The organism is Pigmentiphaga daeguensis, from assembly GCF_039523035.1.
Classification (GTDB): domain Bacteria; phylum Pseudomonadota; class Gammaproteobacteria; order Burkholderiales; family Burkholderiaceae_B; genus Pigmentiphaga; species Pigmentiphaga daeguensis.
The window spans coordinates 102,106-114,344 of the sequence record NZ_BAAAEN010000023.1 but is presented as its reverse complement, the minus strand read 5'-3'; the positions used below and the strand labels follow the sequence as shown (position 1 = coordinate 114,344).

Here is a 12,239-nt window from a genome sequence, read left to right as displayed (position 1 = left end):
GCTGGAGTTCCTGCTGGAGCCTCCCATCAACATCAACCCGATGCCTTCGGCTGAGGGTTAGGAAGCTCCTGCATCAACAGGCTTTTATGAATACCCTCTTCGCGCGACAGCTCGCGGGCGGAATACACCACGATCGGCGGGCGCGGTTCGACGGTGGACAGTTGTTCGAGGAAGTCGAAGCCTGAGATGCCCGGCAGGCCCAGGTCCAGCACGACGCAATCGAAGGTTTCGCCGCGCAGCATGGCCAGCGCCTCCTCGGCCGAGCCGGCTTCCGAGATCTCGACGGGCTGGGAGGACAGCAGGGTCCGCACCGAGGTGCGGGAAGCCGGATCGTCATCGATGATCAGCAGCCGCCGGACCTGTCCTTCGGTCGGCAGCATCAGGCGGTCGATGGCGCCGTTGAGCGCGTCGGCCGATACCGGCTTGGTCAGGTAGCCGGCGATGCCGGAGTCCCGCGTGCGCGCGGGTTGGTCCAGCGCCGAGACGATATGCACCGGGACGTGGCGCAGGCCGGGCTCGGCCTTGAGCCGTTCCAGGACGGTCCAGCCGTCCATGTCGGGCAGCATCAGGTCCAGGATGATGCCGGTGGGGTGGTGCTGGCGGGCGAGCTGCAGGCCGGCTTCGCCGCCGTGGGCCACCAGGGCCGTACAGCCCTTGCGCCGGATCATGTCGGCCAGGACGCGGGCGAAGGCCGGATCGTCCTCGATCACGAGGATGGTGGTGTCGCGCGGGGACACGGGGGCGGCGGGCGGTGTATCCGGCAGCGTCGCCGTGGCGTCGCCGGCCGCGGGGGGCGCCTCGGCAAGGGGTGCCGGTTCGGCCGCGCCGGGCTGGGCCTGCGGCAGCAGCACCGTGAAGACGCTGCCTTGCCCGGGCTCGCTGCGCAACTGGATGTCGCCATGGTGCAGCCGCGCGAGGCGGCGGGAGATCGCCAACCCCAGGCCCGTGCCGCCGAACTGGCGGCTGGTGCCGGCATCGAGCTGTTCAAACGCGCCGAAGACCTGCGCGAATTTTTCGGGCGGGATGCCGATGCCGGTATCGTGCACTTCGATCGAGACGGACCGGTCCGCCGGAAAGCCGGGAAGATCGGCGGCCGGGCGCCGCAGCACCAGCCGGACCTCGCCCGACTGGGTGAACTTGAAGGCATTGCCGAGCAGGTTGGTCACGATCTGCTCGAGCTTGCCGCCGTCGGCCTGCACCGCGGACGGCAGCGCATCGGCGATCTCGACCGCGAAACGCAGTCCCTTGCCGCGCGCCACGTGATCGAACTGGCGCTTGAGCCGGGCCGCGAAAACGCGCAGGTCCACCTGTTCGAGCGACAGTTCCATCTTCCCGGCCTCGATCTTGGACAGGTCCAGGATGTCGTTGATCAGGCGCAGCAGGTTGGTGCCGCCTTCGTGGATGATGCGGGCCGATTCGACCTGGTCTTCGCTCAGGTTGCCTTCGCGGTTCTCGGCCAGGTCGTTGGACAGGATCAGCAGGCTGTTGAGCGGCGTGCGCAGCTCGTGCGACATGTTGGCCAGGAAGTCGGACTTGTACTGGCTGGCGCGGGCCAGCGCGTCCGCCTTGTCGGCCGTCTCCCGCTGCAGGGCTTCCAGCAGCGTCTTCTGCTGGTTCAGGATCTCGGATTGCTGGCGCAGCTCTTCGTTCGAGGCCTGCAGCTCCTCTTGCTGCGTGCGCAGTTCTTCCTCGGAGGTGCGCAGCTCGGCGGCCTGGCTTTGCGTGCGTTCCAGGAGCTCCCGGGTACGCACCGAGCGCGTGATGTTCTCCAGCGACAGGGCGACGACGGGCAGCAGGGTTTCCAGCAGGCGGCGGCGGCGGACGTCCAGGGGCCCCATCAGGCCCAGCTCGATGACGGCAAGGACGTGCTCCATCGACAGGACGGGGATCAGCATCAGGCGGGGAGGCACGGCCTCGCCCAGGCCGGACCGCATGCGCAGGTAATGGTCCGGCACCGCGTCGAGCTCGATGACCCGGGCTTCGCGGGCACATTGGCCGACCAGGCCTTCGCCCATCCTGAACGGCTGGATCCGGTCCGCGGGATCGGGCTGGTATCCGTAGTGTCCGACCGGATGCAGGACGTCGTCCTCCGCGCGCAGGTGGAACAGCGCCACGCCCGCGCCCAGCTCCGTGCCCAGTTGCGACAGCAGCGCCTGGGCGAACTCGGCATGGGACGACGCGCGCTGCAGGCGGTCGGCGATCCGTCCCACGCAGTGGCCCACCCAATTCTGGTCCGAGATGTCGATGGCCATCTGCTTGAACTCGGTCAAGGCCCTGGAGATGGTGCCGATCTCGTCGCGCCGGTCGAGCCGGGGCGTTTCGATGGCGTGGTCGTGCCGGGCCAGGCGCTCCATGCTCTCGCTCATCAGGCGCAAGGGCCGGGTCACGAGCGTGGCCGACAGCCGCAAGGCCGCCACGCCGCACAGCGCGGCCAGCAGCAGCGTGCCCCACAGCAGCCACTCGCGCTGGGATTCAGACTGCTCCAGGGCACTCTCGCGCTCTTCCAACTGCCGCCGCGCATAGGTGCCGAACCCGTCGAGGGCCGCGACGATGGCCGGTGTGGCGACCGGGGTGCTGGCGGTGAACTTCGGGAAGAGCCGCTCGCGCTGGCTGGCGGCCTCGGCCGGCGACTCCTTGGCCAGGCGCCGCAGCTCGGGCAGCACCTGTTGTTCGACATTGTTGCGCCAACTGGCGTCCAGGCCGCGTATGGTGTCCAGCCGGGTGCTTTGCGCGGCGTCGTTCCGGACCTGCTGTTCCAGGTGGTCCAGGTGCTGCGTGATCGCGGCATTGGCCGTCTGCAGCGTCTTGGTGTCGGGCTCGCCCGGGCTCAGCAGCAACTGCCGCAGTTCGGACTGCCGCTGGTACAGCACGCGATTGGTCTGCTCGATCTCGCGCAGCAGGTCGACCGTGGCGCGGAAGGCGGCCCGGTTCTGCTTCTCCTGTTCCAGGACCAGCGACGTGCCGATGCTGGAGACGATGAACAGGGTCAGCAGCGAGCCCACCAGCAGCGATACCTTGCCGGTCAGCGGGATATTCCCCAGCCATGAGTTCTCGAGGGTCTTCTTGCTGGACATGGGGGGATATCCCGTAGGGCAGGCCAAGCCGCCATTCTAGGCGTTGCGGCCGGGCTCGGGCAGCCTTGTGGTGATTTTGCGGCACCGCTTCGGCGGCCGCCCGTGCAACATGATGCCGTGGGCTGGCAGGCCGGACTCCGGGCAAAAAAAATGCCGCACGCGAACGTGCGGCATTCGTGACGGCCCGGCTGCGTGATCAGTGACGCAGCTCGGGACGGGTTTCCACCTGGACCAGCGCCTCGGCGGCCGCCGGCGGCCGGACACGCGGCTCGCGGCCCAGGCGGACCGGCGCGGCGGCGGGAGCGGCCTGGCGGGCAGCCGCCAGCTTGGCGCTGTCCGTTTCCACCCACTGCATGCCGGCCTGCTCGACCACGCGCACGAGTTCGTCGTGGGACGCTGCGGCCTGGGGAACGACGATCTGGGCCGGCGTATCAAGGATGGAGGACGGTTGCGGAGCAGGCGTCTCGGCCACGGGCGCGGGCACCTCGGCCTGGGCCTCCGCGGCAACCGGTTCAGGCTGCGCGGCGGGAGCCTCGGCCTGGGGCGCGGGCTCGCCTGCGGGCTCGGCCGGCTGGACCGGAGCTTCGGCGGCCTGCTGCACAGGGGCCTCGGCGGCAATGGCGGGCGCGGGTTCCTCGACCGCCTGCGGAGCCGCCACGGGGGCGGTTTCCTCGGCCTGGGGAGCGGCCTCTTGCGACGGCTGGGCTTCCTGGGCGGGCTGGGCCGGCGCGTGCACGACTTCCGCCACCACGGGGGCGGGCGTGTCGATGGGCAGGGCCTCGGCCGTGATCAGGATGGGCTCGGATACCGTGGCCAGCGGCTGGGCCGGGGCGGACGCCGGAGCGGCGTCTTCGTCATCGGCTGCCTCGTCGTCCTGCAGGCCATCTTCGCCCAGTTGGGCGCCGGCTTCGCCCTGGCGGCGGCCACGGCGGCCACGACGGCGGCGGCGCTTGCGTTCCGGTTCGCCATCGGCGCCATCGGCGGCGGCGAGCGGTTCCTCTTCCTGGAGACCTTGCGGCTCGGCGGTCACGGGCGCGTCGGGGACGATCGGGGCCTCGGGGGCGGCGACGGGTGCGACGGCCTCGCCAGCCACGACGGCGGCCGCGGCAACGGTCGAGCCGGCGGCTTCATCGGCCGGCAGGTCCTCGCGGCGTCCTCCGCGGCGGCCGCGGCGGTTGCGGTTGCGAGCCTCGCCCGACTGTTGCTCGGCGTCATCGGCGACGGGCGCGACGGCCACGGGGCGCTGCTCTTCCTGCCTGGGCGCGCGGGCACGGTCGTCCCGGCGGCCATCGCGGCGCTGTCCGCGCGAATCGCGGGCTTCCTTGCGGCCTTCCTCGCCTTCCTGGCGCTCGCGGTCATCGGGGCGCGCCTCGCGGTTGTCGCGGCGGCCGCGGTTGCCGCCCTGGGGCGGGCGGCGGCGGTTGCGATGGGCGTCCCGTTCCTCGCGCGATTCTTCCTTGCGCGGGCGGGCGGCCGGCTCGGCCGGCTGGGCGGGGCTGCCCTTCAGCCAGCCGAACAGGCGCGACACCAGGGCCGAGAAACCGCCGGCGGACGGCGCCGCGGCGGGCTCGGCCTTGGCTCGCGAGCCATTCGCGCCGGACGAGGGCGTGGAGGAGACGGGTGCCGGCTGGGCGGGGGTGATACCCTTGACGAGCGCCTCGGGGCGGGCCTTGACCTCGTGTTCCTGCGCGGAATAGGCAAGGTTGGTCTCGGGCGCCTCGGCCAGCTCGAAGCTGGCCTTGGTGCTCTCCAGCCTGGGGTCGTCGTGCCGCAGGCGCTCGATGAGATGGTGCGGCGTATCCAGATGCTTGTTGGGAATGAGGATGACGTTGACCTTCAGGCGCGCTTCCATCTTGGCGATGTCGGTGCGCTTTTCGTTCAGCAGGAAGGTGGCCACTTCCACCGGCACCTGGGCGTGCACGGCGGCGGTGTTTTCCTTCATGGACTCTTCCTGGATCAGGCGCAGCACCTGCAGGGCGCTGGACTCGGTGTCGCGGATGACGCCGGTGCCGTTGCAGCGCGGGCAGGTGATGTGCGAGCCCTCGTTCAGCGCCGGGCGCAACCGCTGGCGCGACAGCTCCATCAGGCCGAAGCGCGAGATCTTGCCCATCTGCACGCGGGCGCGGTCGAAATGGAGGGCTTCGCGCAGGCGCTGCTCGACGGCGCGCTGGTTCTTGCCGTCTTCCATGTCGATGAAGTCGATGACGATCAGGCCGCCCAGGTCGCGCAGGCGCAACTGGCGGGCCACTTCGTCGGCCGCTTCCAGGTTGGTGCGCAGCGCGGTTTCCTCGATATCGCTGCCCTTGGTGGCGCGCGCCGAGTTGACGTCCACCGCGACCAGGGCCTCGGTGTGGTCGATCACCACCGCGCCGCCGGAGGGCAGGGGCACCGTGCGGGCGTAGGCGGTCTCGATCTGGTGTTCGATCTGGAAGCGCGAGAACAGGGGCACGTCGTCGCGGTAGCGTTTCACCCGCTGGACGTTGTCCGGCATGACCACGCTCATGAAGGCGCAGGCCTGGTCGGCGATGTCGTCGGTGTCGATCAGGATCTCGCCGATGTCGGGCGAGAAATAGTCGCGGATGGCCCGGATGACCAGGCTCGATTCCAGGTAGATCAGGATGGGGCCGGCATTCTCGCGGGCGGCGCCGTCGATGGCGGTCCACAGCTGCATCAGGTAGGACAGGTCCCATTGCAGCTCTTCGACGTTGCGGCCGATGCCGGCGGTGCGGGCGATGATGCTCATGCCCTGCGGAACCTGGAGCTGCTCCATGGTTTCACGCAGCTCCTGGCGGTCTTCGCCCTCGACGCGGCGCGACACGCCGCCGCCGCGGGGGTTGTTGGGCATCAGCACCAGGTAGCGGCCGGCCAGCGAGATGAACGTGGTCAGGGCTGCGCCCTTGTTGCCGCGCTCTTCCTTCTCGACCTGGACGATGAGTTCCTGGCCTTCGCGCAGCACGTCCTGGATGCGGGCGCTGCGCACGTCCACGCCTTCCTTGAAGTAGGTGCGGGCGATTTCCTTGAAGGGCAGGAAGCCGTGGCGTTCCTCGCCGTAGTTGACGAAGCAGGCTTCCAGGCTGGGTTCGATGCGGGTGACGACGCCCTTGTAGATGTTGCCTTTGCGTTGTTCGCGGCCGGCGGTTTCGATGTCGAGGTCGATGAGCTTCTGCCCGTCGACGATGGCAACGCGCAGTTCTTCCTGGTGCGTTGCGTTGAACAGCATGCGCTTCATGTATGAAGTTCTCCGTGGTCGTGTCGCGCCGAAAACCGGCGCGCAGCCTCGGGCCGTCGGGAAGATGCGCGGTGCGCGGAGCGAGTGGAGGAAACCGGTGCGCGAAAAGCCGCACCCCGCGGACTCAGGTCACGATGACCGGCCGGGCGGGAATGCGCAAGGTCGGGAGAGAGCGCAGGCACCGTGGATGCCGCGGCCGTCGCCCACTGACCGCGGCTTGCGGTGGGGGCGAGGGACGGTTGCGGTATCGAAAGCAGTGGTGTTCACGGTATTTGCGAGCCAGACAGACTCGCCTCTTGGGCGAGCCTTTGCGTATACGACGGTTTCTTTGTACTTGCGTCCGCGGGCGCATATCCGTCGTCGCGCGGTTGGGCTTCGGGTTCGAAGCCATTGCGGCGCGACGGGCGGGCGACCATGACGGCCCGGAAGAATCCGGCGGGCGGGACGGGTACAATTCCGGCACACTTTGCGACCTGTCCTGACCCGGCGGCGTGCTGCAAAGGCTGCACGGCTTGCCGCGAAACATTCAGCGGCAGGCGGCAGCCCGATTGGGACGCGGCCTGGATTCGGAAAGGTGTCTCGCGCACATCTGGCGGAAACGCCGCATGAAAGCGCGTCTCGACGCCGGAAGCGCGGTTCAGGGACACAACGTGTACGTCAACCCTGTGCTCCAACCCGCCTGATTCGATCAGGCTTCAGGATTATATGTCGCTACCATTGTTGCGCAAAGCGAAATCCACGCCCGGCCAGGGCCGCCCGCCCCGGAACCCCGAACCGGCCGCGGCCCCCGCCGTGCGCCTGGTCGAAGTGGACGAGGCGCACGATGGCCAGCGGCTGGACAATTTCCTGCTGCGCCTGTGCAAGGGCGTGCCCAAGAGCCACCTGTACAAGGCCATCCGGGGCGGCCAGGTGCGGGTCAACCGTGGCCGGGTGCCGGTGGACCACCGGATCGCCGCCGGCGACGTCGTCCGGGTGCCGCCGTTCCGGCTGCCCGAGGCGCCGGTGCGCTTCGTGCCTCCCGGCGAATTCCCCATCGTGTTCGAGGACGACGCGCTGCTGGCGATCGACAAGCCGGCAGGCGTGGCGGTGCACGGCGGCAGCGGAGTGGATTTCGGCGTCATCGAACAGTTGCGGCGGGCGCGGCCCGAGGCGCGCTTCCTGGAACTGGTGCACCGGCTCGACCGCGACACGTCGGGGCTGCTGCTGGTGGCCAAGAAGCGCAGCGCCCTGGTCGGCCTGCACGAATCGCTGCGCAACGGCCTCTGGAACAAGCATTACCTGGTCCTGGTCGTGGGGGACTGGGTCAACGACCGGCAGCATGTGCGCAAGCCGCTCACCAAGTGGTCCACCCAGTCGGGCGAACGCCGCGTGAAGGTCGATCCCGATGGTCAGGCGGCCCACACCATCTTCACCCTCAAGCGGCGCTACGGCCTGTATTCCCTGCTGGACGCCGAGCTCAAGACCGGGCGGACCCACCAGATCCGGGTGCACGTGACCAGTTGCGGATTTCCCATCGTGGGCGACGACAAGTACGGCGACGACCACGCCAACGCGGCTGCGGCCGGGCGCGGGTTCCGCCGGATGTTCCTGCACGCCCACACCCTGGCCGTCCCGCATCCGCTGACCGGCGAGTCCCTGGCGCTGGAAGCCCGTCTGCCCGAAGATTGCGTCGAATTCCTACAGCAACTGGAACATCCATGACTTCACCCCTCCCGGGCTATTCGCTGATCGTGTTCGACTGGGACGGCACCCTGATGGACTCGACGCCGACCATCATCGCCGCCATCCAGTCCGCCTGTCGCGACCTCGGGCTGCCGGTGCCGCCCGACGAGGCCGCCGCCTGGGTCATCGGCCTGAGCCTGCAGGACGCGCTGATGGCGGCCGTTCCCACGCTGGCGCAGGACCAGGTCCAGGCCTTCGTCGCGCGCTACCGCTTCCATTACCTGACCCGCGATCCGCAGCTGCGTCTTTTCGCCGGCGCCGAGCAGATGCTGGCGCGCCTGGCCGAGCGCGGCGCGCGGCTGGCGGTGGCCACGGGCAAGAGCCGCGTCGGCCTGGAGCGGGCGCTGGACGCCACCGGCATCCGGCGGTATTTCGACACCACCCGCTGCGCCGACGAGACCTTCTCCAAGCCCAACCCGGCCATGTTGTTCGAGATCATGCGCGAGCTGGGCGCCGATCCGGCATCCGCCGTCATGGTGGGCGATACGTCGCACGACCTGCAGATGGCCCGCAACGCCGGGATCCATGGCGTGGGCGTGACCTATGGGGCGCACGCCGTGGACGAGCTGGCCGGATGCGCGCCGCAGACACTGGCCGGCAGCATCGCCGAACTGGGCGACTGGCTGCACGGCCGCATCGCGGCCCGGGCGGCCTAGGACCCGCGCAAGGCGCGCGGTGTGAACCGGCCCTGGCCGCGAGGGCCGCTGTCGCCGCGCCGCGACTTGCCCTATCCTAGCGATTGCTTACCTTCGACCTTTCATAGCGAGTTGTCTTCATGTCCCAGGATGCCTATTCCTCCCCGCCCGATGCTTCGTCCCGCGCTCCGGGGGAATGGGAGCGCGACGTGCTGGAGAAGCTGGTCTTTGCTTCGCTCAAGGAGCAGCGCGCCAGGCGGCGCTGGACCATTTTCTTCCGGCTGCTGATGCTCGCCATCGTGGTCCTGCTGGTGCTCGCCGCCACCGGCGTGCTGTTCAGGGGTTCGGGTTCGGGCACGCCCGACCCGCATACCGCGCTGATCGAACTGGACGGCGTCATCGATGCCCAGGGCGAGGCCAGCGCCGACAAGATCAACGCAGCGCTGCAGGCCGCCTTCGACGACGACAACGCCAAGGGAGTGGTCCTGCGCATCAACAGCCCGGGCGGCAGCCCGGTCCAGGCCGGCATGATCTTCGACGAGATCCGCCGCCTGCGCGCCCAGAATCCCGACAAGCCCGTGTATGCCGTGGTCGAGGAAATCTGCGCCTCCGGCGGCTACTACGTTGCCGCCGCGGCCGACAAGATCTACGTCAACAAGGCCAGCGTGGTCGGCTCCATCGGCGTCATCATGGAAGGCTTCGGCTTCACCGGCCTGATGGACAAGGTGGGAATCGAACGGCGCCTGGTCGTGTCCGGAGAGAACAAGGCGCTGCTGGATCCGTTCTCGCCCGCCAATCCCGGGCAGCAGGCCCACGCCCAGGCGCTGGTCCAGGAAATCTTCCAGCAGTTCGTCGGCGCGGTGCGGGAAGGGCGCGGCGAGCGGTTGCATGAAACGCCGGACATGTTCACCGGCCTGATCTGGACGGGCGCCAAGAGCGTCGAACTGGGCCTGGCCGACGAACTGGGCACGGTGGACAGCGTCGCGCGCGACGTCATCCAGGCCGACACGGTGGTGGATTACACGGTCCGGGAGAACTTCGCCGAGCGGGTCGCCAAGCGCGTGGGCGTGTCCTTCGGCGCCGGGCTGGCCAAGACCGGCCTGGGCGGTGCCGGCGGCTTCTGGCACTGGAAGTGACGGACCGCCCCGGGGGGCCCCGGGGCGCGATGCGCGGCGGCCTCAGTGCCGCAACTGTCCCAGGATGGCGCGCCGGATGTCGCCGAAGCGCGGATCCGCGCGATCGCGAGGGCGCGGCAGGTCGATCCGGGTCGCGCCGACGACGCGGCCGGGGCGGGGCGCCATGACCGCCACCGTGTCGCTCAGGTAGACGGCTTCCTCCACGTCGTGGGTCACCACGATCACCGTCACCCGCCGCTGCGACCAGATGCGCAGCAACTCCTCCTGCAGGTGGACACGCGTCAGCGAGTCCAGGGCGCCGAAGGGCTCGTCCATCAGCAGTATCTCCGGTTCCGACACCAATGCGCGGGCGATTGCCGCGCGCTGGGCCATGCCGCCCGAAAGCTGGTGGGGATGGGCCTTGGCGAAGGCGGACAGCCCCACCAGTTCCAGCATCGCCGCCACGCGCCGGTCGCGGTCGCGCGGATCGAGATCCAGGCTGTCGAGTCCCAGCGCGACGTTGTCCGCGATGCTCAGCCAGGGGAAGAGACGGTGGTCCTGGAACACCATGCCGCGTTCGATGCCCGGTCCGGCGATGGGCCGGCCGTCGATCAGGATCTCGCCCTCGAATGCCGCGTCCAGGCCGGCCACCAGGCGCAGCAGCGTCGACTTGCCGCAGCCGGACGCACCCACGATGCTCAGGAATTCGCCGTGCCGCAGGTCCAGGTTGATGCGCTCCAGGACCGGCAGCGGCTGGTCGTCCACGGTGTATTGCTTGCCCACCCGGCGCAGGGACAGCGCGTAGGATCCGGGCCGGGCCAGGGAAGGGGAAGATGTCGTCATTAGCGGTCCCGCCAGGTGATGATGCGTGAAAAGACATGGCGCGAGGCCCGGTTGCAGGCATAGCCCACCAGCGCCAGCGCGACGACCCCGGCCAGCACCAGGTCCATGCGGAACAGTTCCCGCGCCGCCACCAGGAACGAACCCAGGCCGCGGCCGACGCCGATCGCGTACTCGGCTCCCACCGTGCCTATCCAGGCAGTCAGCAGCGCGATTTCCAGGCCGATCAGGATGGCGGGCAGCGCGGCGGGCAGGACCATCTTCGTCACTCGGCGCCACGGCCGCAGCCGCAGCACCGCCGCGGTTTCCCAGTAGGCGGGCGCGATCGCCCGCACGCCCTGCTCGGTGTTCAGGAAGGCGGGAAAGAAGGCCGACAGCGAGATGAAGACCACCTTGGCGATCTCGCCCGTGCCGAACCAGGCGGTCAGCAGCGGAATCCATGCGAACAGGGCGATCTGGCGCAGCCCGTGCAGCGTGGGAGCGATTCCGCGCTGGAGCGGGCGCGACAGTCCCAGGGCGACACCCAGCGCGACGCCGGCGGACGCGCCCAGCGCGATGCCGGCCGTGGCCCGCGCCAGGCTGGCGGCCAGCGCGGTCCAGATCTGCCGGCCGTCCGGATCCACGAACGGCGCCGACAGCACCTGGTGCAGCGGAACCAGCAGCGGAGTCCTCGCGAAGCCGGTATCGACCACGGCCAGCCACGCCAGCACCAGGGCGGCGGGCAGGACGGCGCCGCGCCGCACGCGGGGTGGAGTGCGCGAGAGGGCGGCCAGCGGCCCTTGCCAGGCGGTATCAGCCATGGGGCGGCACCTTGCGGTTCAGGATCTGCTCGATGGCCAGCAGGGCGCGATCCAGCGCGAAGCCCGCCAGCCCCACCACGATCATGCCGACGATCACGATGTCGGTCTGGAACTGCTTGCGGCCCCACACCATCATGTAGCCGATGCCCTCGGTGGCGGCCAGCATCTCGACGACGATCAGGGCGATGAACGCGTGGCCCAGACCCAGCCGCACGCCGCTGAAGACCGGGCCCAGGCTGGCGGGCGCGATCACCCGGATGAAGCGGGTCCAGGGCCGCAGGCGCAGCACCCGCGCGGTTTCGAGGTGGGTCTTGGGGATGTCGCGTATGCCCTGGGCGGTATTGATGACGATGGGCACGAAGACCGCCTTGGCGATGATCAGGATCTTCAGCGTCTCGGCGATGCCGAAGACCAGGATCAGGATGGGTATCCAGCCGATGGACGGAATGGCGAACAGCGCGCGCAGCAGCGGGTCGAGATAGTCGCGCGCGGTGTTCGAGACCCCCAGCGCGATGCCGGTGGCCAGGCCCAGCGCGGCGCCCAGCAGGAAACCCATGCCGATGCGGTGCAGGCTGACGGCGAAGTTCGCGGCGATGTCGCCGTTCTCCAGCAGTTCCACGAAGCTGGCCCATACCTGTTCCGGCGCCGGCAGGATCTGTGGTGCCACCCAGCCCTGCGAGGCGGCCAGTTGCCAGGCGCACAGCGCCAAGGCCGGCAGCAGCAGGGGAAGCAGCGCGGCGCGCCAGGCCCGCGAAGGGCGAGGGCGAGGCGTGGAGGCGGGGACGGCGATCGCGTCCAGGCGGGCGTCGGTATGGGAAGCCATG

At 69.6% G+C, this 12,239-nt stretch carries 8 protein-coding genes; 3 read left to right on the top strand and 5 right to left on the bottom strand.

Annotation, left to right across the window (positions count from 1 at the left end; all coding sequences use genetic code 11):
* Positions 1–32: 32 nt before the first annotated feature.
* Together ABD104_RS23670 and ABD104_RS23665 are read right to left on the bottom strand one after the other, a co-directional pair.
* On the bottom strand, positions 33–3,074 hold the full coding sequence (locus tag ABD104_RS23670) for a response regulator (RefSeq protein ID WP_343928317.1): 3,042 nt from the start codon (positions 3,072–3,074) through the stop codon (positions 33–35).
* A gap of 196 nt (positions 3,075–3,270) precedes the next feature.
* Positions 3,271–6,303, bottom strand: coding sequence for an Rne/Rng family ribonuclease (locus ABD104_RS23665; RefSeq protein WP_343928316.1), 3,033 nt, complete (start codon positions 6,301–6,303; stop codon positions 3,271–3,273).
* Positions 6,304–7,008: 705 nt separating this feature from the next.
* Here ABD104_RS23665 and ABD104_RS23660 point away from each other — a divergent pair.
* The 3 genes from ABD104_RS23660 (at position 7,009) to sppA (ending at position 9,796) form a co-directional block, all read left to right on the top strand.
* Complete coding sequence (locus ABD104_RS23660; RefSeq protein WP_087840507.1) at positions 7,009–8,004, top strand: RluA family pseudouridine synthase; 996 nt, start codon at positions 7,009–7,011, stop codon at positions 8,002–8,004.
* Positions 8,001–8,681, top strand: a complete 681-nt coding sequence (locus tag ABD104_RS23655) for an HAD-IA family hydrolase (protein ID WP_087840508.1) — start codon at positions 8,001–8,003, stop codon at positions 8,679–8,681. The genes ABD104_RS23660 and ABD104_RS23655 overlap by 4 nt, the downstream gene beginning before the upstream one ends.
* A gap of 119 nt (positions 8,682–8,800) precedes the next feature.
* Positions 8,801–9,796 (top strand): signal peptide peptidase SppA, encoded by a 996-nt coding sequence (sppA, locus tag ABD104_RS23650; protein WP_087840509.1) that lies wholly within the window; start codon positions 8,801–8,803, stop codon positions 9,794–9,796.
* A gap of 42 nt (positions 9,797–9,838) precedes the next feature.
* On the opposite strand, the gene ABD104_RS23645 is transcribed toward sppA, so the two are convergent.
* The 3 genes from ABD104_RS23645 to ABD104_RS23635 are packed head-to-tail and all read right to left on the bottom strand — an operon-like array spanning position 9,839 to position 12,238.
* A complete protein-coding gene (locus ABD104_RS23645; RefSeq protein WP_343928315.1) occupies positions 9,839–10,618 on the bottom strand; it encodes an ABC transporter ATP-binding protein in 780 nt (259 codons plus the stop codon).
* Complete coding sequence (locus ABD104_RS23640) at positions 10,618–11,415, bottom strand: ABC transporter permease (protein WP_343928314.1); 798 nt, start codon at positions 11,413–11,415, stop codon at positions 10,618–10,620. Before ABD104_RS23640 ends, ABD104_RS23645 begins: the two co-directional genes overlap by 1 nt.
* Positions 11,408–12,238: an ABC transporter permease gene (locus ABD104_RS23635; protein WP_343928313.1), complete on the bottom strand. Its 831-nt coding sequence runs from the start codon at positions 12,236–12,238 to the stop codon at positions 11,408–11,410. Before ABD104_RS23635 ends, ABD104_RS23640 begins: the two co-directional genes overlap by 8 nt.
* Between the last annotated feature and the right edge of the window lies 1 nt (position 12,239).